Origin of the sequence: Stenotrophomonas sp. YIM B06876 (genome assembly GCF_030711595.1) — a bacterium.
Taxonomy (GTDB): Bacteria; Pseudomonadota; Gammaproteobacteria; order Xanthomonadales; family Xanthomonadaceae; genus Stenotrophomonas.
Genome location: NZ_JAUJUJ010000037.1, coordinates 294 through 24622, shown reverse-complemented (window position 1 = coordinate 24622; position 24329 = coordinate 294). Strand labels below are relative to the sequence as shown.

The window sequence follows — 24329 nt, the reverse complement described above, 5'->3', positions numbered from 1 at the left end:
CGGCGCGGCCGGGGGCGCCGGTACAGCGGCGCAGCCTGGTCCGCGGCGCGATCTCGGTCCTGCTGCAACAGCCGTCGCTGGCCCTGACGCTGGGCGGACACCATTCGTTTTCCGGGTTGCGGCTGCCGGGAGTCGAGCTGCTGATCGAACTTCTGGATCTGGTCCAGCAACGTCCGGATATCAGCACCGGCGCGCTGCTGGAACATTTCACCGGCCGCGAAGAGCACGAAGCGCTGCAGCGCCTGGCGGCGATGGTGCTGCCCGGCGATGACACCGTATGGGCACAGGAGCTGCAGGACGCGGTGCAACAACTGGAGAAGCAGCAATTGTTGCAGCGTCTTGAAGAGCTGCAATCACGCCCCTTTTCGCAGCTCGATGCCACCGATCGCTATGAACTGCGTGAACTGCTGAACGCACGTGCCACGTTGCGCATCTGAGAGAATCTTCAACCGCGACGTGCGCGAGGCCCGCACCCGCATGTGATACGCCCAGGAGCCGCCCGATGATTCCATTCCGCCTGCTTGCCCTGCTGCTGGTACTGACGTACGCGCCAGCGTTCGCCGCCGAACCCGGCTTCGCGCAACCGCGCCCGGGTCTGTATACCGCCGGCCAGCCCAGTGCGGAGCAGCTGGGTGCGGCGGCGCAGAACGGCATCACCACGGTGATCGACCTGCGCCAGCCCGACGAGGATCGCGGCTTCGATGAAGCCGCAGCCACCCGGCAGCTGGGGCTGCGCTATGTGCGCCTGCCGATCGCCGGTGCGGCCGGAATCACCGAAGACAACGCACGCGCGCTGCAACAGCTGCTGGCACAGGAAAAAGGGCCGGTGCTGCTGCACTGCGCCTCCGGCAATCGCGTCGGCGCGCTGCTGGCGCTGCTCAATGGCCGGGTGGAAGGCGCCGGAATTGAACCGGCGTTGCAGCTGGGTCGTCGCGCCGGCCTGACCTCGCTGGAGCCGGTCACCCGCGCGCTGCTGGAACGCGGCACCGCCGAGTGATATCGCGCCGGCCGCCATTTGCCTCCCGCTCCCGAGGAAAACCGTGCCGATGATGCGCTGGTGGTCGCGCCTGCGACCGGACAACTTCACCCTCGCCCTGCTCGCCACCGTGGCCCTGGCCTCGCTGCTGCCCATGGTCGGCACCACCGCCAGAGTGCTTGATGGCGTCACCGATATCGCCATCGCCGCGCTGTTCTTCCTGCACGGCGCGCGGCTGCCACGCGAATCCATCGTTGCCGGCCTGCTGCACTGGCGGCTGCACCTGGTCATCCTTGCCTGCACCTTCGTCCTGTTCCCGCTGCTGGCGCTGGGCTTCAAGCCGCTGGACGGCTGGCTGCTGACTCCGGAGCTCTATATCGGCGTGCTGTTCCTGTGCGCACTGCCTTCCACCGTGCAATCGTCGATCGCCTTCACCTCGATGGCCCACGGCAATGTACCGGCCGCGGTCTGCGCCGCATCGCTGTCCAGCATCCTGGGCGTATTCCTTACTCCGCTGCTGATGACGGTGTTGACCGAGGCCGAAGGCAGCCTGGCCAATCCACTGCACGCCGTCGGCGCGATCATGCTGCAACTGCTGGTGCCGTTTGTCGTCGGCCACCTGCTGCGGCCCTGGATCGCACGCTGGGTGGAGAAGCAGCGCGCGCTGCTGCGCTTCACCGATCAGGGCACCATCCTGCTGGTGGTGTATGCCGCCTTCGGCGAGTCGGTGCATGAAGGCCTGTGGAGCAAGACCCCGCTCAGCTCGCTGCTGACGGCCGCGCTGATTTCGGTGGTCCTGCTGGCCATCGCCATGCCCGGCATCACCTGGCTGTCGCGGCGGCTGGGTTTCAGCCGCTACGACGAAATCCCGATCGTGTTCTGCGGCTCCAAGAAAAGCCTGGCCACCGGCGTGCCGATCGCCAAGGTGCTGTTTGCCGGCGGCAGCCTCGGCGCGATCGTGCTGCCGATCATGATCTATCACCAGCTCCAGCTGATCGTGTGCGCAGTGGTCGCGCAGCGCTATGCGCGCGCAGCCGCCCCGGGCGCCCCGGCGATCAAAATGACGGAATGAAGCCAGCGCCCCCCGGGGAAGCCGGGGCGCGGCCAGCTGCCCGCGACGCCTGCATCGCCACTTCGTTGCTGCCCACCTTCGTTCCGTATCCATGAAGTTGGGCATCGCCTGACCTGATGAAGCCAAACGCCGTGGTCACAACGGCGGACAAGCGCGATGGTCCTGATCCGGGCGGACCGGATCAATCCGTCAGCCTGGCCACGCTGAGCCTCGGCATCCAGATCACCAGGTCGTACTGGCGACCGGGCGTGGTGTCCGCATCTGGCGCGCGCGCAGCAGTTGGATACAGCGCGATGGCGCGGCACGGCTGCCCACACCCCCAGAACTCGCCCTGCAGCGCCTCCAGCCGCACGCTGTACAGCGGCAGGTCCAACAGGTGCGAGGCCATTGGCCGCTGCTGCATCTGTGCCGGGGCATCGGCGGGGCGCTGCCGCATCGCGTGCACATTGCCGGTCACCACCAGCATCCGGGCAGCGGGCGGCAAGGCGCCGAACTGCTGGCGCAGGCACGCCGCCATCCACGCATCGCGCACGTCATTGCCACCCTCGGCAGCGGCTTCCCGGTCGTAACCTGCCACGCTCACGTCACGCCCCTGTTCGCGCAGGCTCCTGACCGCTTCGATCAGCCCGAGCATGTCGCGGCTGCGCCGCCCATCGTGCTGGTTGTCCCGGACCCGCCAGAACGGTGATTGCCGCAACGCTTTACGGGCAGGCGCATCACCTTCCGAGCGCAGGTAACGTGCCAGCGCGGCGTTTTCGCTGGTCGGCATTTCCAGCGCCAGCCGCACGGCGGCGTTGTCGCGGCTGTAACGCTCCATCAGCCCGGCCACCAGCAGTGGCGTCTCCACGGTGCCGTGATACTCGCCCAGCACCAGCAGCCGGTGATCGCCCGCATGCGTCACGATCTGCGCCGCCGTGTCGTCACCCGCTTCGGCGGAGGCCGCGTGGGCCGCGCCCCACGCCATCGAAACCGCCACTGCCGCCATCCATAGCCATCGCTTCATGCCGTTCACTCCATGTCAGGTGATGAAGACAATGCTGGTCCAAAAACGCGGATTCAAGACCGATTGCGAACGGTAGCGGTGGCCTGCACCGCGCCTATCAGCCCGCATCCGACGCCCCACGGTCGGCGCCTACAGCCAGGGCAGCATCCAGTGGTCGACCAGCAGGAAGGCGAACAGCGCCATCAGGTACACCACCGAATAACCGAACATCCTCATGTTGAACATTTCATCCGGCGGGTTCTGGATCTTCCACGCGTACCAGAGGAATACGGCATTGAGCACGATCGACCCGCCCAGATAGAACATGCCGCTCATGCCCACCGCCACCGGCGCCAGCGCCACGATCGCCAGCAATACCGAATAGACCAGGATCTGCTTGCGGGTGTGCGGCACGCCGTGGGTCACCGGCAGCATCGGCACATCGGCATTGGCGTAATCGGCGCGGCGGAAGATCGCCAACGCCCAGAAATGCGGCGGGGTCCAGATGAAGATGATCAGCACCAGCAACGAGGCATAGGCCCAGTCCCACTGGCCCTGCATACCGGTGATCGCGGCCCACCCCAGCAGCGGCGGCGTGGCGCCGGCCAGCCCGCCGATGACGATATTCTGCGAGGTCGCGCGCTTCAGGTACTTGGTGTAGATCACCGCATAGCCGATCAGCGAGGCGAAGGTCAGCACCGCGGTGATGACATTCACCCACAGCACCAGGATCGTCATCGACAACACGGTCAGCACGCCGGCGAACACCAGCACCTGCCGCGGCGTCACCTTGCCGGCAACCAGCGGCCGCCACGCGGTACGCGCCATCTTGGCGTCGATCTGCGCATCCAGCAGCTGGTTGATCGCCGCGGCGGCCGAGGCCGACAGCCAGATTCCGATGAAGCCCAGCACGCCGGCCAACAGCTGCTGGCGGGTGGGAAGTCCGGGAATGGCCAGGCACATGCCCACCAGCGCGGTGAACACGATAAGCGCCACGATCTTGGGCTTGGTCAGGTCCCAGTATTCACGCCAACTTGGCAACATCACATCAATCCGGTGCGCGCAGGCGCGCAAGCAGTGAAATCAGGACGAACAGCAATGCCACCGCACCACCGTTATGGAGGACCGCCACTTCCAGCGGCAGCGCGAGCTTGACGTTGAGCACGCCCAGCGTCACCTGCGCCACTACCAGCACGCCCAGCGCACTGGCCCAGCCACGCATGCCCGGCAGCTTGAACATGCGCACCGACAGCAGCAGCAGGTACAGCGCCACCACGATGGCCAGCAACCGGTGCGCCAGCTGGATCGCGATCCGCGAAGCGCCATCGAGCACCCCGCCTTCGTAGTCCACGCCGATGCCCCGCCACAGCGTGAAGCCTTCGCGGAAATCGTGCTGCGGCCACCACTGGCTGACGCAGCGCGGAAAGTTGTCGGCCGACCAGCTGCCACCACCGCAGGCCAGCGCCGCGTAGTTGGCACTGACCCAGCCACCCAGCGCGATCTGCAGCACCAGCAGCGCCAACCCGGCGCGCAGCCACCATTTCAACCGCGGGGCTTCGGCCAGCGTGATCGGCAGATGCGTTGCCCGCCATGCCATCCACACCAGCAGCGAGAACATCAGCATCCCGCCGAGCAGGTGGCCCATGACGACGATCGGCTTCAACAGCCAGGTTACCGTCCACATGCCGAGCAACGCCTGGAAAATCACCACCGCCAGGGTCAACACCGCCGCCCGCGCCAGATCGATGTTCGACCAGCGCAGCGCTGCCAGCAGCAGGATCGCCTCGCCGCCGATGGCCAGCACACTGGCCGCGACATGGTCGCCGCGCATGTACAGCGGAATCGCCAAGGCCACCAGCACCGAGGCCGTGACCACCTGTGCCACGCCCCACTTGCGCCTGCGAACCGCCAGCAACGCCAGCAACAGCACTTCCACGCCCAGCGCTCCGGCCAGGAAACGGTGCACCTGCTCGCGCCACGCCTTGTGCGTTTCCAGTGGGCGGATCTCGCTGGCCACGTGCTGCATGGCTTCGTGCTGGGTCTGCGGCCAGGTCACCTTGCCGTAACAGGTCGGCCAGTCCGGGCAGCTGAGACCGGCATCGGACAGCCGCACGAAGGATCCGAACAGGATCGTGCTCGCGGTCATGATCAGCGCAAACCACGCCAGACGATGGAAATTACGGTGCACCGTCGGGCGCGCAGAAGCATTCATCAGGCAGCACTCACTTCAGTTTCAACAGCTTGGCCAGGTCCGCGCGCAGTCCACCGGGGGTAAACCCCGGGGCATAGCGCAGGATTACAAATCCATTGGGATCGACCACGTATACCGGTATTCCGGCAGGATCATCCACACCCGGCAACTGCTCGCGCAACGCGGGCTGCGGCATGAGCACCCGCAGCGCCGGCATTGCCGCCACCGCCGCAGGCGGCGTACCCAGCCACAGGATTTCGACATTATCGGCGTTATGGCCGAACAGCTGCCAGACCTTGCCCAGATCCTGCGACAAAGTGACGCACGCCGGGGTGCAATCGGCCGCCGGCGCCAGCAGGATGCGCCAACGCCGCGCCGCCGGATTCCAGTCGTAGGCCTGGCCGTCCGCCTGCCGCGGTGGCAGCGCGCGCAGATCCACCGGCGGCGACAACAACTGGCCGTGATTGCGGTTTATCGCCGGCTGCCAGCCGGAAAAACGCAACACACCGGCTCCCAGCATCGAGCCGAAGAACATCGCGAACAGCGCCAGCAGCACCCAGCGGCCGCGATTGCGGGCCCGCAGCGGGGTCGAGCTCATTGAATTCATGGGAGGCATTTTCTCATGGGCGGCAGCTCAACGCCCGTTCCGGCGACGGGCACGCCATTCCAGCACCAGCGCGATGATCAGCACGGTCAGCGCCATGGCATACCACTGCACCGCATAGCCCAGATGCCGCGACGGCGGCAAGGTATTGGGCAGCAGGTCCAGATCGCGCTCGTAACCCAGCGGCAGGGCCGGGTCCAGCCGCAGCACCTGCGCCGGCAATTGGCCGGCCGCACGCCCCAGCTGCGCCGCGATGGCCTGCGTATCCAGACGGGTGGCCAGCCACAGCTGCGGCTGCGCCGTGGCGACCAGCGCCGGGCCCAATGCAATGCCGGTGGCCGGTGCCGGTGCGAGCAGACCGCGCACCTCGTAGTCACCGGACAACGGCGCGAGGGCCGGCAAGCTGCGATCGCCGGGCAACGGCAACCAGCCCAGGTCGAGCAGCACCGCTTGCGGCGTCTGTGCCGGCTGGAACACCCGGTAGATGCGCACGCCGGCGCGGCCCTGGCGCAGCTGGTTGTCCAGCATCACCGTGCCCGGCAGGAAGTGGCCACGATCGACCACCCGGCGCACCCGGGCGGGTGTCCGCAGCGCCTGCTCGACGCTGACCGCGCCCTGCTGCGCGCGCGGGATCTGTTCGAGCAGCGCCTGTTTTTCCCGCATCCGCTGCAGTTGCCAGGTGCCCAGCCAGGCAAACAACGTGGCAACCAGCAGCGCGGCAATCCAGCCGGACAGCCGCGTGTGCTGCCGCGTCATGACAATCCCGCCCGAACCGGGTGATAGTCCGTTGCCCTGTCCACTGCCGAGCCGCACATGAACGATTCGCTCAAGACCCTGCTGGTTATCGCGTTTCTGATCGTCATTGTCTGGAACCTGGGGGCCGGGCTGTATTACCTGATGATTGACCGCGGCCAGACCAACCGCACGGTCAACGCGCTGACCCGCCGTATCGCCCTGTCGGTGATCCTGTTCCTGCTGGTGGTCGCCGGCATCTACAGCGGCTGGATCAAACCGCACGGCATCGGCGGCTGACAGATGCGCCTGCGGCTTGCGGCACCGGCGCTGGTCCGGGGTCAGTCACCCCGCTGAAAGACGCGTTGGCGCCGACGCGAGTGCCGCAGTACCGCGCCGCCGGAACCTGGCACCTGTCGTGGCGACTCAAAGCACGTAGACGAACAGGAACAGCATCAGCCACACCACATCGACAAAGTGCCAATACCATGCCGCCGCTTCGAATCCGAAGTGGTTGTCGCGGGTGAAATGGCCGCGCGCCGAGCGGAACCACATCACGATCAGCATGATCGTCCCCAGCGCCACGTGGGCACCATGGAAGCCGGTCAGCATGAAGAAGGTGGAGCCGTAGATGCCCGAACCCAGGGTCAGGTTCAATGCGCCGTAGGCATGCATGTACTCCTCGGCCTGGAACAACAGGAACATGACGCCCAGCCCCACTGTCAGTCCCAGCCAGACCAGCAGCTGGGTGCGCTTTCCGGCCTTCAGGGCGTGGTGGGCAATGGTCAGGGCCACGCCGGAAGACAGCAGGATCAACGTATTGAGCAGCGGCAATCCCCACGCCGGGATGGTCTGGAACGCGCCACCGATGTCGCCCGGGCCATTGGTCGGCCACGCCTGCGAATAACCGTTCCACAACAATTCGTTGGTCATCACCCCGCGGCCTTCCCCCGCCAGCCAGGGCAGGCTGAGGTTGCGGCTGTAGAACAACGTGCCGAAGAACGCGCCGAAGAACATCACCTCGGAGAAGATGAACCACACCATCCCCATGCGGAACGAGCCATCGACCTGGTGGTTGTATTGGCCGCCGACCGACTCGCGGATCACATCGCCAAACCACAGGAACAGGGTGAACACCAGCATCGCCAGCCCGGCGCAGAAGGTCCACCGCCCCCATTGGGTATCGTTGAGCCAGCTGGCCACGCCGACCATCAATACCAGCATGGCGACCGAGGCGACGAATGGCCATTTGCTGTGGCTCGGCACGAAGTAGACGTTGGCATCGGGCGTGTTGTGGGCCATGGCGTGCTTCCGGTTACGTTGTCAGGGAGCGGCGGGGGCGAAGCTGGCGGCGCTTGCAGTGACCAGCTGCGCCGACAGCGCATCGTTTTTGTAGAAGGTGTAGGACAGCGTAATTGTCTTCACATCGGCCGGCAGGTCGGGATCGACGATGAAACGTACTGGCATATCGCGGCGCTCCCCCGCTTGCAACGTCTGCGCGGTGAAACAGAAGCATTCGGTCTTGCTGAAATAGCCCGAGGCGCGCGCCGGCGCCACCGACGGCACCGCACTGCCGACCAAGGCGTGGTCACTGCGGTTCTGCGCGAAGTACAGCGCCTCGTTGAGCTCGCCGGGCACCACTTCCATCGTCAGCTGCGCCGGATGGAACGTCCACGGCAACTTGGAGTTCACCCCGCCATCGAATTCGACCCGCACCGTGCGTGTCACCGTGCTGCCCGCGGCCGTCTTTGCCGCCTGCCCGGGGCCACGCTCCAGACGCACCCCGAACACCTTTTCACAGGCGATGCGGTACAGCGGAACCAGTGAGAACGTCAGCACGAAGACCGCCAGGGCCACACCGATCAGGCGTCCCAACCCGGCATTGCGACGCGACGCCGGCACCGGGCCGTTCACCTTCCCAGCACTCCGGAAAGGATGAAGCCGACGTAGATCGCCACGGCAATCACCGCCATCACCAGCGCCGTGCGCCGCGAACGGCGCCGGCGTTGCAACAGGTCTTCCAGGGGAGGCTGCGGGGCATTCATCGCTCAGGCTCCTTCAGCGGCTGATGTCGTCATGGGCCAGGTCGCCAGGCTGCAGCACCGGCGGCACCGTGAAGGTATGCGCCGGCGCCGGTGAGGGCACCGTCCATTCCAGGCCGCGCGCGCTTTCCCACGCCCGCGCTGCCGCCGGCACGCCGCTGCGCAGTGAACTGAGCAGAATCGCCGCCATCATGAACGGCGTGACAAACATGCCGAACGCACCGATCGAGCTGACCAGGTTCCAGTCGGCGAACACCGGGTTGTAATCGGGGATGCGGCGCGGCATGCCGGCCAGACCGAGGAAGTGCTGCGGGAAGAACAGCAGGTTGACGAACACCATCGTCCACCAGAAATGCACCTTGCCCCAGAACTCGTTGTACATCCGCCCTGTCCACTTCGGCCACCAGTAGTAGACCGCGCCGATCAGCGCCAGCACCGAGCCGGTGACCAGCACGTAATGGAAGTGTGCGACCACGAAATAGGTGTCGTGGTACTGGAAGTCGGCCGGCACGATCGCCAGCATCAGTCCGGAAAAGCCGCCGATGGTGAACAGGATGACAAACGCGATCGAGAACAGCATCGGCGTCTCGAACGTCAGCGAGCCCTGCCACATGGTGCTGACCCAGTTGAACACCTTCACCCCGGTCGGGATCGAGATCAGCATCGTGGCGAACATGAAGAACAGCTCGCCGCCCAGCGGCATGCCCACCGTGAACATGTGGTGGGCCCAGACGATGAACGACAGGAAGGCGATGGCCGCCGTCGCGTACACCATCGCCTGGTAGCCGAACAGCGGCTTGCGGCTGAAAGTGGGGATGATCTCGCTGATCACGCCGAACGCCGGCAGGATCATGATGTAGACCTCGGGATGGCCGAAGAACCAGAAGATGTGCTGGTACATCACCGGATCGCCGCCGCCGGCGGCGTTGAAGAAGCTGGTGCCGAAGAATTTGTCGGTCAGCAGCATAGTCACCGCACCGGCCAGCACCGGCATCACCGCGATCAGCAGGAACGCGGTGATCAGCCAGGTCCAGCAGAAGATCGGCATCTTCAACAGGTCCAGGCCCGGGGCCCGCATATTGAGCACGGTGGCGATGATGTTGATCGCCCCCATGATCGAGCTGATGCCGGCCACATGGATGGCGAACACGGTGAAGGCGACGTTGTAGCCGCCCTGCAGCGACAGCGGCGGATACATGGTCCAGCCGCCCGCCGGGCCGCCCCCGGGCAGGAACAGGGTCAGCAGCAACAGCGTGAACGCCACCGGCAACAGCCAGAAGGACCAGTTGTTCATGCGCGGCAGGGCCATGTCCGGCGCGCCGATCTGCAACGGGATCATCCAGTTGGCCAGACCGACAAAGGCCGGCATCACGCCGCCGAAGATCATCACCAGCGCGTGCACCGCGGTCATCTGGTTGAAGAACTCCGGCTTGACGAACTGCAGGCCCGGTTGCGCCAGTTCCAGGCGGATCACCACGCTCATTGCCGCACCGACAATGAACATCAGGAAGCTGAAAAGCAGGTACAGCGTGCCGATGTCCTTGTGGTTCGTGGAGAAGAACCAGCGCTCGAAGAAGCCCTGTTGGTGCCCGTGGTGATCGGAGTGGTCGGCTGCGGAATAGGACATCGGGACTACACCTCTTTATCCAGTCTCTTCAACTCGCACCGGCGGTGCGGGGGCGATATCAGACGTCGGCCGACGCGGCTGGCGTTTCTGCAGCAGGGGGTGTTTCAGCCGGCTCCGGTGGTGCAGGCGCCGCCGCGGGCGCCGGCTTGCGCGCGGCCAGCCACTTCTTGAAATCTTCCTTGGACACCGCTTCAACCACGATCGGCATGAAGCCATGGTCCTTGCCGCACAGCTCGGCGCACTGGCCACGGTAGACACCGATGGTGTCGATGCTGGTCCAGCGCTCGTTGATGAAGCCCGGCACCGCATCCTGCTTCCACCCCAGCGCCGGCACCCACCAGGCATGGATCACATCATCGGCGGTGATGACGAAGCGCACCTTGGTATCGACCGGCAACACCAGGCGGTTGTCGACCTCGAGCAGATAGTGCGGATTGGCTTGCATGGTGGGCCGCTCGCCACTCTGGCGCAGGCGGTCGGATTCGCGATCCATGCGGCTGGTGAACGCCACGTCCTCGCCCAGATACTCGTACTTCCACATCCACTGGTAGCCGGTGATCTTGACCGTCATCTCCGACTCGCGGGTGTCGTACATCGAGATCAGCTTGGCGGTCGCCGGCCACGCCATCGCGATCAGGATCACGATCGGAATCACGGTCCAGATGGTTTCAGCGGTGGTGTTGTGGCTGAACGTGGCGGCCACCGCGCCCTTGGACCGACGGAACTTGAAGATGGCGTACGCCAGCGCGCCGAACACCAGCACGCCAATCACCGTACACACCCAGAACGCCACCATGTGCGCTTCCCATGCCATGCGCGAGGTATGGGTGACGCCCCTGCCCATATTGAGCTGCCATGGCTTCGGATCGGCCGACTGCGCCCATGCCATTGGCATCGCCGCGCACGCGGCCAACAACGCCAATCCGGAACTCCACTTGCCACCCCACCTGCTGCTTTGCTTCATTGCCTAGACCCTTGGTGTCATCGGTTGCCGCCATCGCTGGCAGCGAGCAAGCCTTCAAGTGTCACCACCAGTTCCCGGCGTTCGGCAGGTGCGAGGAAACTCCCCACTTCAACCCGCCTGCCACTGGAAATCAGCAGGACGCGCTCATCCTCGACAAACAGGCGCACCCAATGCGGATGAGCCCGGAATGTCGGTGAACTTCCGGCCGCGGGGATCACCTCCACGCAATCCGGCCCTACCCTGATCTCCTCCCGGCGTTGGCCGCTGCGCCATAACCAGCGCAATGCGGCTGCCACCAGCAGGCAATACAACAACGCAAAACCAGGAGCGAAGAGGTTCCCAAGCAGCCAACCCCAGGCTGCCGAAAACAACATCAGTCCTGCCAGCACGGCGAACAGCTGGACGAACTGGCGGGCGCTGAGCGCCCGTGGCGGGTGCAGCAACAACCGCACTCCCGACCCTTCCGGTTTCAACCGAAGCAGCTCGATCATGTCGCAACCGCGTCCGTGCCGCGGAAAACACGTTCGATGGTAGCCGCGCCAATTCACCCCGGCAAGCTTCCATTCATCATCGATCGGAATGCTGCAGCGCACATTGGCCACGACGTCGATCCGCGCAACGAACGTCAACTTATTTGCCGAATACGGCACAAAATCCGGGAGTCCGCCAGGCTGCCGCCACACCCCTGAAAAACAAGTGTTTTATGCAAATATGCCTGCGCCTGGGGGGATATGAAATCCACACGACTGGATTAAAATGGCCAAGTCTCCCGGTGATCATGCGCATGAACGCAATCTCTGCATCCAACGTCGCTTCGCGCGATTTTCCCCACGCCCTGTTGGCACCCGAGCTGCCAGGTCCGTCCAATCCGTTACGCAACGCGATCACCGCGGCCTGGCTCAAGGACGAAGCCAGCCACGTGCGCGAACTGCTGGAACAGGCACGCCTGCCGGCGGCCGAACAGGCCAGCGTGCAGGCTGTCGCCGCCGACCTGGTGAGGCGAGTACGCCTACGCGCCAAGGACCAGGGCGCGATCGAAGCGTTCATGCGCCAGTACGACCTGGGCAGCGAGGAAGGCGTGCTGCTGATGTGCGTGGCAGAAGCGCTGCTGCGCATTCCCGACCAGGAAACCGCCGACAAGCTGATCCGCGACAAGCTCGGCGAGGCGGACTGGAAGAAGCACATGGGCCAGTCCGATTCGGTGCTGGTCAACGCCTCGACCTGGGGCCTGATGCTGACCGGGCACCTGGTCGATCTGGCCGATGCCACCAAGCGCGACGTGCATGGCGCGTTCAAAAGGCTGCTTGGCCGCGTCGGCGAGCCGGTGATCCGCCTGGCCGTGCGCCAGGCGATGAAGATCATGGGCCACCAGTTCGTCATGGGCCGGACCATCGACGAAGCGCTGGTGCGCTCGCACAAGGGCGACAACGCCAGCTACCGCTATTCGTTCGACATGCTCGGCGAAGGCGCGCTGACGATGAAGGATGCGCTGCGCTATCTGGAGGATTACCGCCGCGCCATCCACACCATCGGCAAGGACAACCTCGCCCGCGGCGGCAACGCCGACGGCGATGTCACCGCCTCGCACGGCATCTCGATCAAGCTGTCGGCGCTGTATCCGCGCTACGAACACGGCAAGCGCGAACGCGTGCTGCGCGACCTGGTGCCCGGCGTGCTGGAGCTGGCGCAGCTGGCCAAATCCTATGGCATCGGCTGCACGGTCGATGCCGAGGAAACCGACCGGCTGGAACTGTCGCTGGACATCATCGAGCGCGTGGTCAGCGATCCTTCGCTGAAGGGCTGGGAAGGCTTCGGCATCGTGGTGCAGGCCTACCAGAAGCGCACCCCGTACACGATCGACTACCTGGCCGACCTGGCGCGCCGCATCGGCCACAAGCTGCAGGTGCGGCTGGTCAAGGGCGCGTACTGGGACGCGGAAATCAAGCGCGCGCAGGTCGACGGCCTGCCCGGCTATCCGGTGTTCACCCGCAAGCAGAACACCGACGTGTCCTACATCGCCTGCGCCAAGCGCCTGTTCGCTCACAGCGACACGCTGTACCCGATGTTCGCCACGCACAACGCGCACACCATCGCGGTGATCAAGCAGATCGGCGCCGGTCACACCTACGAGCACCAGAAGCTGCACGGCATGGGCGATGACCTGTATGCCGAGGTGGTCCCCGCCGATCGCCTGAACGTGCCGTGCCGCGTCTACGCGCCGGTCGGCTCGCATGAGGACCTGCTGCCCTACCTGGTGCGCCGCCTGCTCGAAAACGGCGCCAATTCCAGCTTCGTCAACCGCATCACCGACGAGGACGTGGCCATCGACGACCTGATCCGCGATCCGGTCGAAGCAGTGTCCTCGTTCGTCTCCATCCCGCATCCGAAAATCCCGCTGCCGGTCGACCTGCTGCGCAGCCAGAACCATGACAGGAAGAACTCCATGGGCGTCAATCTCGCCAACGACAACGATCTGCGCGCCCTGGCCGGGCAGCTCAACGCCGCCGTGAAACCGTGGCAGGCCACGCCGCGGGTACCCGGTGCCAATCCGACCGGCGTGCTGTTGGAGGTGAGCAACCCGGCCGACAGCCGCCAGATCGTCGGCCAATGGCAGCCGGCCGACAGCGCCACGGTCGAGAAGGCGCTGGCCAACGCGGTGGCCGCGCAGCCGCAGTGGAACCGCACCCCGCCCGCCAGCCGCGCGGCAATCCTTGAAAATGCCGCCGATCAGCTCGAAGCGCGCCTGCCCGAATTCATGGCGCTGTGCGTGAAGGAAGCCGGCAAGAGCCTGCCCGACAGCATCGCCGAGGTGCGCGAAGCGGTGGACTTCCTGCGCTACTACGCCAAACAGGCCCGCGAGCAGTTCAGCCATGCCGAGAAGCTGCCCAGCCCGACCGGTGAATCCAACGAGCTGCAGCTGCATGGCCGCGGCGTGTTCGTCTGCATCAGCCCGTGGAACTTCCCGCTGGCGATCTTCCTGGGCCAGGTCAGCGCCGCGCTGGCTGCCGGCAACAGCGTGATCGCCAAACCGGCCGAGCAGACCAACCTGATCGGCTATTACGCGATGGGTCTGCTGCTCGAGGCCGGCGTGCCCGAAGGCGTACTGCAGTTCCTGCCGGGCGACGGCGCCACCGTCGGTGCCGCGCTCACCGCCGATCCGCGCGTGGCCGGCGTGGCCTTCACCGGTTCGACCGAGACCGCCCGCGCCATCAACCGCGCGATGGCCGCGCGCGATGCCGCCATCGGCGTGCTGATCGCCGAGACCGGCGGCCAGAACGCCTTCATCGCCGACTCCTCGGCGCTGCCGGAACAGATCGTCAAGGATGCGATCGGCTCGGCCTTCACCTCGGCCGGGCAACGCTGCTCGGCCGCGCGCGTGCTGTTCGTACAGGACGACATCGCCGACAAGGTGATGACGATGCTGGCCGGCGCGATGGCCGAACTGAAGGTCGGCGACCCGGGCCTGCTGTCGACCGACGTCGGCCCGGTGATCGATGCCGATGCGCTGCAGATCCTCACCGATCACGCCGCACGCATGGACGCCGAGGCCCGCCTGATCGCCGCCGCCCCGCTGCCCGAGGCCGCCGCGCACGGCACCTTCTTCGCCCCGCGTGCGTATGAACTGAAGAACCTGGACCAGCTGCACAAGGAGGTCTTCGGGCCGGTACTGCACGTGATCCGCTGGAAGGGCGACCAGCTCGATGCGGTGATCGAGCAGATCAACGCCACCGGCTACGGCCTGACCCTGGGCGTGCATTCGCGCATCGACGAAACCGTCGAGCGCATCGCCAACGGCGTCCACGTCGGCAACGTCTACGTCAACCGCAACCAGATCGGCGCGGTGGTCGGGGTGCAGCCGTTCGGCGGCCAGGGCCTGTCCGGCACCGGCCCCAAGGCCGGCGGCCCGCACTACCTGCTGCGCTTTGCCACCGAGAAGACGGTGACGGTGAACACCACCGCCGCCGGCGGCAATGCCTCGCTGCTGACCCTGGGCGACTGATCGCCCCTGCAGATACCGCAACGAAAACCCCGCGCAAGCGGGGTTTTTGGTTGACGATGGCGGATAGGTGACAGCAAGAGCCCAAGGTAGTTGAGCTGCTTCTGCTTCTGCTTCTGCTTCTGCTTCTGCTTCTGCTTCTGCGTCTGCTTCTGCTTCTGCTTCTGCTTCTGCTTCTGCTGCGTCTGCTTCTGCTGCTTCTGCTTCTGCTGCTTCTGCGTCTGCTGCTTCTGCTTCTGCTGCTTCTGCTTCTGCTGCTTCTGCTTCTGCTTCTGCTGCTTCTGCTGCTTCTGCTGCTTCTGCTGCTTCGGCTGCTTCGGCTGCTTCGGCTTCGGCTCTTCTCCTCTCCCCTTGCGGGAGAGGATGCCGAAGGCAGGAGAGGGGAAGCGACAAAGTCGCATCTCTTCTGCTTCTGCCGCTCTGCTGCCTCAGCTCTTCTCCTCCTCTTGCGGGAGAGGATGCCGAAGGCGGGAGAGGGGAAGCGAAAAAATCGCGTCTCTGCATCTGCTGCCGGCACCCCACATCAAACGAAATCGACGCCCGCAGTGCCGGGCCATGCTCGGCAGCAGCCTGCGTGGCGACGTGCCAGCGCAACAGGGCTGCGCTCTATTGCGGCTTTACGCGGCACCAAACAAAAAGCCCCGCTTGCGCGGGGCTTCCTGCCTGAAGCTTCTACAGGTCAGATCAGAACTTGTAGTTCATCGACGCGGCCAGGATGTCGCCGCCCACCTTGTACTTGCCCTGCAAGGTGCTTTGAGTGTCCGAGATGCTGTTGATCGCCGGCTCGTTGGTGAACAGGTGGGTGTAGCCGAAGTTGAACTCGGTCTTCTCCGACGGGGTCCAGCCCAGGCCGAACGACAGCCACTTGCGGGTCACGTCCGGCACGCGCGCATCACGGTGCGCGTAGCTGGTCGGGCTTTCGTCATAGGCCACGCCACCACGCAGGGTGATGGTTTCCGACAGCTTGTACTCGGCACCGAGCGAGCTGAAGGTGGTGTCGTTGTAGCCGAAGACCAATACTTTGTCCGGCTGGTTCGAGGCGAAGTCCACGGTCACGCTGTCGAACGACGGCGCCCACGCGGTGCGGCTCACATCGCCCATCACCGTCCAGCGGTCGTTGAACCGGTGGGTGACGCTCAAGGTGGCCGAGGCCGGCAGGGTCAACGTCGCCTTGCCACTGGTATTGACGAAGATGCCACGGGCCTGGGTCTGCAGCACGGTCGCCGCCGTGGTCGGAACTTCGAAGGTGGCCTTGCCACCGGTCACCTTGTGCTCGACCTTGGAACGGTAGCTCAACGCGATATTGGTGTTCTCGCTCGGGCTGAAAGTACCGCCCAGCACGTAACCGAATGCGTTGTTGTCACCCTTGAGGGTGGCGAAGCCGTCGGCGCTGCCCGGGTACAGGCCCAGGGCCGCGCTGGCACCCTTGCTGGCGCTGTAGGCCACGGTGCCGAAATCGACCGCATTGCTCAGTTCGAGGGCCAGATGCTCGACGAACACGCTGGCGCCGAAGGACACATACGGGTTGACGTCATAGGAGAACGCCGCGCCCAGGTCGATTGCCTTCAGGTCGGTCTTGACGCCGTGGTAGCGGCCGACCCAGTTGCGGTCGTATTCGGTCTTGAAGCCGAACGGCGCGGTCAGCGACACGCCGAAATGCATGTTGTCGTTGTCGCCGAACGGCAGATGGAAGTAGGCGGCCGGAACCGGGGCGATCATGCCGGCATCACCGCCGTTGCCGCCGCTGATCTGGGCACCGGTACCCGCCTTGCCGGTCGGACCGACATAACGTGCACCGTACTTGTCGAACTTGGCCGAGAAGCTGATGGCGCTGAGATCGGCCTGGAACTGGCGGCCGTCGAGCAGGCGCATCGAGGCCGGGTTGGTCGCAACGACCGAAGCATCGCCCCAGGCGCTGGCGGAGCCGGCAAAGGCGCGGCCCAGGCCCTTGGCGCTGTTTTCCTTCAACTGGAACGCGGCGCCATGCGCCTGGCCAAACGCCAGGGCAGCAGCAATGCCGACGGTCAAAGCGGTGAAGCGGGCAATCGTAGAAGCGGTATGCATGTGGAAGCTCTCCGGAATACAGTGGAATTTCGTTGCTGCGCCTGCATTTGCGGTCAAAGGAACCAACCCGCCAAACGCGCCGGAGACCCCTCCCGACATACGACGCCGTATGCAGTATACCCAGCCGGGTTAACTAAACAATAACGGTTTTCCCGGCCATCGTCGCGCCGCAGCGCGGCTGTCGCTGCCGGGTTAGGCTAGCGCCAGCCATGTTCGTCTCCATTCCTTCCCGTGCCACTCCCAGCCCGCGCTGGGCCACGCCGCTGCTGTTCGCGGTGATCTGGATCGCCTTCCTGTGGTCCATTTCACGCCCGGACGAGGCCCGACGCACGCTGTGGCTGGACTGGGGCGCGCTGGCCACCGGCTTGGCCAATCCACAGGACTGGTGGGCGGCATTGCGCGACGGCAGCATGCTGCGCCTGTTCACCGCGCTGTTCCTGCATGCGGACTGGTCGCACCTGCTGGGCAACCTGGTATTCCTGCTGATCTTCGGGTTGCCGGCCGAACGCGTGCTCGGGTCATGGCGGTTCGTGCTGCTGTTCCTGCTGGGTGGCGCGGCGTCCAACGTGGCGGCGCTGTATGCGATGGGCACCCCGGACCGGGTGATCATCGGTGCCAGCGGTGCGGTGTCGGCGCTGATCGGCACCTATCTGGCGCTGTTTCCCGGCGCCAAGCTCGGCGTGGTGGTGCCGCTGGGGCTGTTCCTTGAATTCATCCGTGCCCCGGCCTTCCTGTTGATCGGGGCGTGGGCGCTGCTGCAGGTGGTGTTCGCCTATATCGGCCCCAGCTTCGGCATGGTGGCGTGGGCGGCGCATGTGGCCGGCTTCATTTTCGGCGTGAGCTACGGGTTGTATGTGCGCGCCGCCATCGCCCGCCGGCTGCGCAAGCGCCACGGTTTCTGACGCGGCCGCGGGGTACCGGCCGCCTATACTTGGCACATGAGCAAACCCCTCTACAAAGTGACATTCCTCAACAGCGGCAAGATCTACGAGCTGTATGCCGGCCGCGTCGGCAGCAGCCACCTGTGGGGCTTCAATGAAGTGTCCGAACTGATGTTCGACCTGCACAACGGCGTGGTTGTGGACCCGACCGAAGAGCGCCTGCGCGACGAGTTCGGCAACACCCGGGTGCTGCATCTGCCGATACAGAGCATTGTCCGCATCGAGGAAGTGGAAAAGAAAGGACAGTCGGCGATCCGCGATGCGAGCACCGGCGAAAAAGTGGTCACACCGTTCCCGATGCCGGGCAAGCCGCGCTAGGACCCCATCGCTGCCGGCCCGGCGCACAATGCGCCGGACCTGGGAGGGCAGTCACGCCGCACGACGGCGGCAGGCGCGTCATTTCTGCGGCGTGTCCGCCACTGCGGGTTTTTTGGAACCCGCCGCTTCGGCCGGCGTCTTCAGCGGCGCCGTGGCGGGCTTGGCCGTCGGCTTGGGCAGCGCGGGGGTGGAGCCGGGGCGCTTGAGTTCATTCAAGGCCGCGGTGATCGGCGCATCACCGGGCAACGCCACTCCGGCCTTGCTGCCTTCCACGCCCTCCCCGTCGCCCTGCAGGTGGCCGGGCAGCTTGGCCTCGCTGAAGTCGGCCAGGCTGGCCGGCCCTTCGCTGCCGGCGGCGGCCGGCGCAGGCGCCAGCTCCACATCCGGAACGATGCCGGTGGCCTGGATCGACTTGCCGCTGGGGGTGTAATAACGCGCGGTGGTCAGCTTGACCGAATCGCCATTGTCCAGCGGCAGCACCGTCTGCACCGAGCCCTTGCCGAAAGTACGGCTGCCGATCACCCGCGCCCGCTTGTTGTCGTGCAAGGCCCCGGCCAGCACTTCCGAAGCGCTGGCCGAGCCGGCATCCACCAGCACGATCACCGGCGCGCCCTTCATCAGGTCGCCCGGGGTGGCATCGAACTGCGCATCGCTGATGGCAATGCGCCCGCGCGTGCTGACGATGACCCCCTTGTCGAGCAGGTCGTCCGCCACCTGCACCGCCGCGGTCAGCAGACCACCCGGATTGCTGCGCAGGTCCAGCACCAGCCCCTTCAGTTTGCCACCAGCCTGCGCCTGCAACTGGCTGACCTGTTTCTGGAAATCGGCGCCGGTGTCGGCCTGGAAGGCACTGATGCGCACATAGCCGTAACCGGGTTCGAGCATACGGCCGCGCACACTGGTGATGCGGATGGTTTCGCGGGTCACGCTGACATCGAACGGCTTGTCCTTGCCGTCACGCACGATGGTAAGCACCAGCGTGGTGCCGGGTGCGCCACGCAACGGCTCCATCGCCTCGATCGCGCTGATCGGTTTGCCGTCGATGGCCACTATCAGGTCGCCGGCCTTCAATCCCGCACGCGCCGCCGGGGTGTCGTCGATCGGCGCGATCACCTTCAAGGTATTGTCTTTCTGCTGCAGCAACTCCACGCCGATGCCGTCATAGGCGCCGCTGGCCTGCTCATCGAAGGCCTCGGCATCTTCCTTGTCGAAATAGGTGCTGTGCGGATCCAGGTCCAGCAGCAGTCCGCGGATGGCTGACTGCATCAGCTTCCTGTCGTCCACCGGGTCCACGTAGGCGGCGCGTACCGCGTTGTAGACCGACACGTAACGGCGGATCTCCTCCAGCGGCACCCGCGAGGTCACCGCCTCCTGGGTGTCCGGCTTGCCCACGCCGGCTTTTGCCCCCGTATCGGTGGCGCTCTGCGCCAGCACAAACGCCGGCGACAGGGCAAACAGCAGGGCAGCAAGACGGGCTACGCGCATGGAACACTCCAAGGATGAAAACAATTACGCGCCACCGGCGCGCAAAACGATTATGCGCGAAGCACCGGTAAATTCCCGTTGAAGCTTGGCCCGGAAGGGGCAGCGCCGGTCAGCCCGCCTTCACTGCCGTTGCAGCCACGTGGTCGGGTCCACCGGCTGTCCGTTGCGCCGCAACTCGAAATACAGCGCAGGGGTGCCCTGGCCACCGGAATTGCCGACTTTCGCCACCGCTTCGCCGCGACGCACGCGCGCGCCGGCATCGCGCAACAGCGCATCGTTGTGGGCATACAGGCTCATGTAGCCGTTGCCGTGATCGACGATCAGGATCATGCCGTAGCCGGTCATCCAGTCCGAAAACACCACCGTGCCATCGGCAACCGCGGTGACGGTACTGCCGGCGGCAGCGCCGATCAGTACCCCGCTGCTGGTACGGCCATCGGGCAGGCGCCCGCCGTAACGGGCCAGCAGATTGCCCGCCAGCGGCCATCCCAGTCCGCCGACTTTGGGTGCCGGCGCGGCGTTGGCCACGACCCGCGGCAGGGTCTTGCCAGCGGAGGGCCGCGGCGAGGTTTCTGTCGCCTGCCGCGTTGCGGCACGCTGGGCCGCCGCGCGTTTTTCGGCTTCTGCGCGGCGCGCGGCAGCGCGCAGGTTGGACAGCAGCGTCTCCAGCGCCCGGGCATCCTGGCCCAACGCCTTCTCGCGTTCGCTGCGGTCCTGGTAGCGCTGGTCCAGATCGACCACCAGCTGCGCCCGCTGGCGGCGCTCCTCGGCCAGTGCACGCGCCTGTTTGCTGCGCTCGTCACGCGCCTGCTGCAACGCATCGCTGCGGGCGATGATCTGTTGTTCGGCGGTGGCCAGGGCCTGCAGGTCGGCGGTCAAACCGGCGATGGCGCGACTGCGTTCACGTTGCAGGTAGCGATGGTAGGCCAGGTGCCGGTGGCCATCGGCCACGGTGTCCTGCGACAACAGCAGCTTCAATGGCGCGTTGTTGCCAAGGTGATAGGCCCCGCGCAGCAGCGCCGCCAACTGCTGGCGCTGCTGCTGCAACCCGCTTTGCAGTTGCGTGCGCCGCTCCCGCAATGCGGCCAGTGCCTCCTGCTCGCGCCGTATCGCCGCTTCGGCATCGGCCACGGCCCGGCCGGTGCGGGCCACTTTCTCATCGGCATCGCGCAACCGCTGGGAGGCATCACCGCGCTGCCCTTCCAGCTTGCGGCGTTCCTGCGCCACGCTCTTGAGCTCTCCGCGCAATTGCTGCAGCTTCTTTTCGGCTTCGCGCGGGTTCTGTGCCGACGCACTGCCCAATACCGCCAGCAGCAGCACCATGCCGGCGCGGCAGCCGCGCGGCAGCGTCGCTGACGTTCCAATCCGGCGGCGGCGGTTCAAGCGCAAGGACGGTCCAGTGACTTCAGGCAGATGCGGATTGTAACCAGCCGTGGTGTCATTCCTGCCAATGGCTGTCTGCCCGGCACCCTCACCAGCGGAGATATACCGATGAAAAAGACCGCATTTGTCCTGTCGTTCGCCCTCGGCGCGTTGGCCGTACCGGCATTGGCCAGTGACGATATCAGCAAGGTCAATGGCAGCATCCGCACCACGGCAGGCGGCACCTACCGCGACCTGGATACCGTCAATGGCAGCATTACCGTGGATGCGGGCGTGAAAGCGCGCAACATTGAAACGGTCAACGGCAGCATCCGCATCGGCGACAACGCCGAGGCGGTACGGGTGGAAACCGTCAACGGCAGCATCCGGATCGGGCGCAATGTCACCCTCGGCAGCAAAGTGGAAACCGTCAACGGCAGCATCTTCAGCGACCATGGCAGCCACATCGGGGGCAGCGTGGAAACCGTCAATGGCGGTATCGGGCTGGTCGGCACCGCCGTGGCCAAGGACATCGAAACCGTCAACGGCGACATCACCGTCGGCGTCGGCTCCGAGGTGCAAGGTGGCATCCATGTGAAAAGGCCCTCCTTCAGTCTCTCCCTGACCGCGCCGCGCAAGCCGCGGGTGATCATCGGCCCCAACGCGGTGGTGCACGGCGAACTGCAGTTCGAACGCGAGGTGGTGCTGTACGTGCATCGCAGCGCCCGGATCGGAAACGTGAAGGGTGCCACGGTGCAGACCTTCGACAGCGATACCGCGCCGCAGAACTGAGCACTCGCGCTGCGGCTTGCATAGAATCGGGGGTCGCTCGAACAGGAAGTCTCCATGCCCCGTAAATTACTGTTGTGTCTTGCCGCCGCCGCGGCGCTGGTTGCCTGCAAGCGCGAGGACGCTGCGCCGGCTCCCGCCGCGGCCACACCGCATGCGCCGGCCCATGTCTTCTCCAGCGCCATCGACGCCGCCGATTTCGCCGAGCTGGTAAAGACGCTCGCATCGGACGAGTTCGAAGGCCGCGCGCCGGGCAGCGTCGGCGAGCAGCGCACGGTCGAATATATCCGCGACCAGATGCAACGTATCGGCCTGCAACCGGGCAACGGCGACAGCTGGTTCCAGGAAGTGGCGATGACTGAAACCACCGCCGACGAAGCCACGGTGTTGAAGATCAGGCAGAAGGACCATGACAGTGAACTGGCCTTCGGTACCGACATGGTGATCGGCACCCGCAGCGGCCAGCCGGAAGTGAAGATCGACGGCAGCAACATGGTGTTTGTCGGCTACGGCGTCGATGCCCCCGAACAGAACTGGAACGACTACGCCGGCCAGGACTGGAAGGGCAAGACGGTGGTGATGTTCGTCAACGACCCCGGCTTCCACGTCAACGATCGCAAGCTGTTCGATGGCAAGCGCATGACCTATTACGGGCGCTGGACCTACAAGTTCGAAGAAGCCGCGCGCAAGGGCGCAGCCGCCGCGCTGATCGTGCACGACACCGCCGGCGCCGCCTATGGCTGGGACGTGGTGAAGAATTCATGGGCCGGCCCGCAGTACGACCTGCCGGCCAAGGACGATACCCAGCCGCGCCTGCCCGCGCAGGGCTGGATCAGTGCAGAGGCCGCCCGCAAGCTGTTTGCCGGCGCCGGGCTGGACCTGGACCAGGCCTACAAGGAGGCCAACAAGCGCGGCTTCAAACCGGTGCCGCTGCAGGCCCAGCTGTCACTGGACCTCAAAAGCACGGTCACGGAAAAGAAATCGCGCAACGTGGTCGGCGTACTGCCGGGCAGTACCCGCGCCGATGAAGCCGTCATCTACATGGCGCACTGGGATCACCTTGGCAAGCACGAGGGCGAAACCGGCGACAACATCTACAACGGCGCGGTGGACAACGCCACCGGCGTGGCCGGCATCCTCGAAATCGCCGATGCGATGGTTCACCAGACTCCCGCGCCGGAACGCTCGGTGGTGTTCCTGGCAGTGACACTGGAAGAATCCGGGCTGCTGGGTTCACAGTACTACGTCACCCATCCCACCTTCCCGCTGGACAAGATTGCCGGCGTGATCAACATCGATGCGATGTCGGTGGCCGGACGCGCCCGCGACATGACCGTCACCGGCTTTGGCAGCTCCGAACTGGAGGACATCCTCAAGCCGCTGGCCGCCAGCCAGGGCCGCACCCTGCACGCCGAGAGTTCGGTGCAGAGCGGCTTCTACTTCCGCTCCGATCATTTCAACTTCGCCAAGGCCGGGGTGCCCGCGCTGTATGCCGATGGCGGCGAAGACCTGCTTGAGGGCGGTACCGACGCAGGCAAGCGCGCCGCCGAAGTCTATGGACGCGAACGCTATCACGGCCCCAAGGACGAGTACGATCCAGCCACCTGGAAGCTCGATGGCACCGTGGAAGATCTGCAGTTGCTCTACGGTGTGGGCAAGCAATTGGCCGGGGGTGACAGCTGGCCGAACTGGTACGAAGGCAACCCGTTCAAGGCGGCCCGCGATGAGATGATGAAGGGCAAAATCCGCCCCGCACACTGACCACCGCCAACCGCTGGGTGGAAACGGCGCCTGAGGGCGCCGTTTTTTTTTGGGGGGTTCTTCCCCCCACTGCAGGGATATCGGCCGGCGCCGGTCATGGCCCGCACCGATCGAATGGCCCCGCCGGTGGCAGCGCGCGATAGCGTGTTCCGCGCCTGGGCACCCTCGGATTTGCGGGTGCACCGCCTGTGACGAGCTCGGTGCCGAGTCCCAATGCGGTGACTGCGGCGGCTGTATAAAACCGGTACCGGCCGTCCATCACCCGCCGATGCGACGAGGCTCAGCTTGGTCCCCGCGGGGCAAAAAAGAAAACCCCCGCAGCGTATGCTGCGGAGGTTTCGATATGAACCCTGGCGATGACCTACTCTCGCATGGCTTAGGCCACACTACCATCGGCGCAGCTGCGTTTCACTTCCGAGTTC

General features: G+C 65.5%; 23 protein-coding genes and 1 pseudogene. 9 read left to right on the top strand and 15 right to left on the bottom strand.

Annotation, left to right across the window (positions count from 1 at the left end; all coding sequences use genetic code 11):
• The 3 genes and pseudogenes from QZH66_RS12715 to QZH66_RS12705 all read left to right on the top strand — a co-directional run.
• Positions 1–437, top strand: a pseudogene (locus QZH66_RS12715) (DNA primase); the annotation flags it as partial.
• A gap of 65 nt (positions 438–502) precedes the next feature.
• Positions 503–997 carry a protein tyrosine phosphatase family protein gene (locus QZH66_RS12710; RefSeq protein ID WP_305806313.1) on the top strand — a complete coding sequence of 165 codons (495 nt, stop codon included), beginning with the start codon at positions 503–505 and terminating at the stop codon, positions 995–997.
• A gap of 49 nt (positions 998–1046) precedes the next feature.
• A complete protein-coding gene (locus QZH66_RS12705) occupies positions 1047–2048 on the top strand; it encodes a bile acid:sodium symporter family protein (RefSeq protein WP_305806315.1) in 1002 nt (333 codons plus the stop codon).
• A 181-nt stretch (positions 2049–2229) separates the two neighbouring features.
• Here the strand turns inward: QZH66_RS12705 and QZH66_RS12700 are convergent, their stop codons facing one another.
• The 5 genes from QZH66_RS12700 to QZH66_RS12680 form a co-directional block, all read right to left on the bottom strand.
• Entirely contained in the window at positions 2230–3051 is an 822-nt protein-coding gene (locus tag QZH66_RS12700; RefSeq protein WP_305806312.1) for a calcium-binding protein, read from the bottom strand.
• Positions 3052–3180: 129 nt separating this feature from the next.
• On the bottom strand, positions 3181–4074 hold the full coding sequence (cyoE, locus tag QZH66_RS12695; protein WP_305806311.1) for a heme o synthase: 894 nt from the start codon (positions 4072–4074) through the stop codon (positions 3181–3183).
• Between the two features lie 4 nt (positions 4075–4078).
• Positions 4079–5242, bottom strand: coding sequence for a COX15/CtaA family protein (locus QZH66_RS12690; protein WP_305806310.1), 1164 nt, complete (start codon positions 5240–5242; stop codon positions 4079–4081).
• Between the two features lie 10 nt (positions 5243–5252).
• A complete protein-coding gene (locus tag QZH66_RS12685) occupies positions 5253–5828 on the bottom strand; it encodes a hypothetical protein (protein WP_305806309.1) in 576 nt (191 codons plus the stop codon).
• 27 nt (positions 5829–5855) lie between these two features.
• Entirely contained in the window at positions 5856–6581 is a 726-nt protein-coding gene (locus QZH66_RS12680) for an SURF1 family protein (RefSeq protein ID WP_305806308.1), read from the bottom strand.
• Positions 6582–6638: 57 nt separating this feature from the next.
• Between QZH66_RS12680 and QZH66_RS12675 the strand changes: the two genes are divergently transcribed.
• Positions 6639–6857, top strand: a complete 219-nt coding sequence (locus tag QZH66_RS12675) for a twin transmembrane helix small protein (RefSeq protein ID WP_305806307.1) — start codon at positions 6639–6641, stop codon at positions 6855–6857.
• A 126-nt stretch (positions 6858–6983) separates the two neighbouring features.
• Here the strand turns inward: QZH66_RS12675 and QZH66_RS12670 are convergent, their stop codons facing one another.
• The 6 genes from QZH66_RS12670 to QZH66_RS12645 are packed head-to-tail and all read right to left on the bottom strand — an operon-like array spanning position 6984 to position 11681.
• The gene (locus QZH66_RS12670) at positions 6984–7859 is read right to left on the bottom strand and encodes a cytochrome c oxidase subunit 3 (RefSeq protein WP_305806306.1); all 876 of its coding nucleotides are present in this window, start codon (positions 7857–7859) and stop codon (positions 6984–6986) included.
• A 21-nt stretch (positions 7860–7880) separates the two neighbouring features.
• Positions 7881–8471, bottom strand: a complete 591-nt coding sequence (locus tag QZH66_RS12665; RefSeq protein WP_305806305.1) for a cytochrome c oxidase assembly protein — start codon at positions 8469–8471, stop codon at positions 7881–7883.
• Positions 8468–8602, bottom strand: coding sequence for a hypothetical protein (locus tag QZH66_RS12660; RefSeq protein WP_305806304.1), 135 nt, complete (start codon positions 8600–8602; stop codon positions 8468–8470). The genes QZH66_RS12665 and QZH66_RS12660 overlap by 4 nt, the downstream gene beginning before the upstream one ends.
• A gap of 13 nt (positions 8603–8615) precedes the next feature.
• Positions 8616–10226 carry a cytochrome c oxidase subunit I gene (gene ctaD, locus QZH66_RS12655; RefSeq protein WP_305806303.1) on the bottom strand — a complete coding sequence of 537 codons (1611 nt, stop codon included), beginning with the start codon at positions 10224–10226 and terminating at the stop codon, positions 8616–8618.
• Between the two features lie 58 nt (positions 10227–10284).
• Complete coding sequence (gene coxB / locus QZH66_RS12650; RefSeq protein WP_305806302.1) at positions 10285–11190, bottom strand: cytochrome c oxidase subunit II; 906 nt, start codon at positions 11188–11190, stop codon at positions 10285–10287.
• Positions 11191–11207: 17 nt separating this feature from the next.
• Positions 11208–11681 carry a DUF2244 domain-containing protein gene (locus QZH66_RS12645; protein WP_305806314.1) on the bottom strand — a complete coding sequence of 158 codons (474 nt, stop codon included), beginning with the start codon at positions 11679–11681 and terminating at the stop codon, positions 11208–11210.
• A 293-nt stretch (positions 11682–11974) separates the two neighbouring features.
• Between QZH66_RS12645 and putA the strand changes: the two genes are divergently transcribed.
• The gene (putA, locus tag QZH66_RS12640) at positions 11975–15190 is read left to right on the top strand and encodes a bifunctional proline dehydrogenase/L-glutamate gamma-semialdehyde dehydrogenase PutA (protein ID WP_305806301.1); all 3216 of its coding nucleotides are present in this window, start codon (positions 11975–11977) and stop codon (positions 15188–15190) included.
• On the opposite strand, the gene QZH66_RS12635 is transcribed toward putA, so the two are convergent.
• Entirely contained in the window at positions 15100–15588 is a 489-nt protein-coding gene (locus tag QZH66_RS12635) for a hypothetical protein (protein WP_305806300.1), read from the bottom strand. The two genes, putA and QZH66_RS12635, sit on opposite strands and share 91 nt — an antisense overlap.
• A 283-nt stretch (positions 15589–15871) precedes the next feature.
• Complete coding sequence (locus QZH66_RS12630; RefSeq protein WP_305806299.1) at positions 15872–17251, bottom strand: outer membrane protein transport protein; 1380 nt, start codon at positions 17249–17251, stop codon at positions 15872–15874.
• 209 nt (positions 17252–17460) lie between these two features.
• Here QZH66_RS12630 and QZH66_RS12625 point away from each other — a divergent pair, with 209 nt between their 5' ends.
• Positions 17461–18153, top strand: a complete 693-nt coding sequence (locus QZH66_RS12625; protein WP_305806298.1) for a rhomboid family intramembrane serine protease — start codon at positions 17461–17463, stop codon at positions 18151–18153.
• Positions 18154–18189: 36 nt separating this feature from the next.
• Positions 18190–18510, top strand: coding sequence for a DUF1820 family protein (locus tag QZH66_RS12620; RefSeq protein ID WP_305806297.1), 321 nt, complete (start codon positions 18190–18192; stop codon positions 18508–18510).
• A gap of 78 nt (positions 18511–18588) precedes the next feature.
• Here the strand turns inward: QZH66_RS12620 and QZH66_RS12615 are convergent, their stop codons facing one another.
• Positions 18589–19995, bottom strand: coding sequence for a S41 family peptidase (locus QZH66_RS12615; protein WP_305806296.1), 1407 nt, complete (start codon positions 19993–19995; stop codon positions 18589–18591).
• Positions 19996–20115: 120 nt separating this feature from the next.
• Entirely contained in the window at positions 20116–21318 is a 1203-nt protein-coding gene (locus QZH66_RS12610) for a peptidoglycan DD-metalloendopeptidase family protein (RefSeq protein WP_305806295.1), read from the bottom strand.
• 168 nt (positions 21319–21486) lie between these two features.
• On the opposite strand from QZH66_RS12610, the gene QZH66_RS12605 reads away from it, so the two are divergent.
• Together QZH66_RS12605 and QZH66_RS12600 are read left to right on the top strand one after the other, a co-directional pair.
• A complete protein-coding gene (locus tag QZH66_RS12605) occupies positions 21487–22149 on the top strand; it encodes a hypothetical protein (protein ID WP_305806294.1) in 663 nt (220 codons plus the stop codon).
• Between the two features lie 54 nt (positions 22150–22203).
• A complete protein-coding gene (locus QZH66_RS12600; RefSeq protein ID WP_305806293.1) occupies positions 22204–23907 on the top strand; it encodes a M28 family metallopeptidase in 1704 nt (567 codons plus the stop codon).
• Positions 23908–24329 lie beyond the last annotated feature (422 nt).

Bases quoted from the DNA above. Each gene is read 5' to 3' on its own strand.
- QZH66_RS12625 (WP_305806298.1), top strand. From the start codon at position 17,461: ATGTTCGTCTCCATTCCTTCCCGTGCCACTCCCAGCCCGCGCTGGGCC.
- coxB (WP_305806302.1), bottom strand. From the start codon at position 11,190: ATGAAGCAAAGCAGCAGGTGGGGTGGCAAGTGGAGTTCCGGATTGGCG.
- QZH66_RS12615 (WP_305806296.1), bottom strand. From the start codon at position 19,995: ATGCGCGTAGCCCGTCTTGCTGCCCTGCTGTTTGCCCTGTCGCCGGCG.
- QZH66_RS12670 (WP_305806306.1), bottom strand. From the start codon at position 7,859: ATGGCCCACAACACGCCCGATGCCAACGTCTACTTCGTGCCGAGCCAC.
- QZH66_RS12660 (WP_305806304.1), bottom strand. From the start codon at position 8,602: ATGAATGCCCCGCAGCCTCCCCTGGAAGACCTGTTGCAACGCCGGCGC.
- QZH66_RS12710 (WP_305806313.1), top strand. From the start codon at position 503: ATGATTCCATTCCGCCTGCTTGCCCTGCTGCTGGTACTGACGTACGCG.
- QZH66_RS12635 (WP_305806300.1), bottom strand. From the start codon at position 15,588: ATGCGACTTTGTCGCTTCCCCTCTCCTGCCTTCGGCATCCTCTCCCGC.
- ctaD (WP_305806303.1), bottom strand. From the start codon at position 10,226: ATGTCCTATTCCGCAGCCGACCACTCCGATCACCACGGGCACCAACAG.
- QZH66_RS12705 (WP_305806315.1), top strand. From the start codon at position 1,047: ATGATGCGCTGGTGGTCGCGCCTGCGACCGGACAACTTCACCCTCGCC.
- QZH66_RS12675 (WP_305806307.1), top strand. From the start codon at position 6,639: ATGAACGATTCGCTCAAGACCCTGCTGGTTATCGCGTTTCTGATCGTC.
- QZH66_RS12605 (WP_305806294.1), top strand. From the start codon at position 21,487: ATGAAAAAGACCGCATTTGTCCTGTCGTTCGCCCTCGGCGCGTTGGCC.
- cyoE (WP_305806311.1), bottom strand. From the start codon at position 4,074: ATGTTGCCAAGTTGGCGTGAATACTGGGACCTGACCAAGCCCAAGATC.
- QZH66_RS12645 (WP_305806314.1), bottom strand. From the start codon at position 11,681: ATGATCGAGCTGCTTCGGTTGAAACCGGAAGGGTCGGGAGTGCGGTTG.
- QZH66_RS12620 (WP_305806297.1), top strand. From the start codon at position 18,190: ATGAGCAAACCCCTCTACAAAGTGACATTCCTCAACAGCGGCAAGATC.
- QZH66_RS12685 (WP_305806309.1), bottom strand. From the start codon at position 5,828: ATGAATTCAATGAGCTCGACCCCGCTGCGGGCCCGCAATCGCGGCCGC.
- QZH66_RS12630 (WP_305806299.1), bottom strand. From the start codon at position 17,251: ATGCATACCGCTTCTACGATTGCCCGCTTCACCGCTTTGACCGTCGGC.
- QZH66_RS12690 (WP_305806310.1), bottom strand. From the start codon at position 5,242: ATGAATGCTTCTGCGCGCCCGACGGTGCACCGTAATTTCCATCGTCTG.
- putA (WP_305806301.1), top strand. From the start codon at position 11,975: ATGAACGCAATCTCTGCATCCAACGTCGCTTCGCGCGATTTTCCCCAC.
- QZH66_RS12610 (WP_305806295.1), bottom strand. From the start codon at position 21,318: ATGGTGCTGCTGCTGGCGGTATTGGGCAGTGCGTCGGCACAGAACCCG.
- QZH66_RS12680 (WP_305806308.1), bottom strand. From the start codon at position 6,581: ATGACGCGGCAGCACACGCGGCTGTCCGGCTGGATTGCCGCGCTGCTG.
- QZH66_RS12600 (WP_305806293.1), top strand. From the start codon at position 22,204: ATGCCCCGTAAATTACTGTTGTGTCTTGCCGCCGCCGCGGCGCTGGTT.
- QZH66_RS12700 (WP_305806312.1), bottom strand. From the start codon at position 3,051: ATGAAGCGATGGCTATGGATGGCGGCAGTGGCGGTTTCGATGGCGTGG.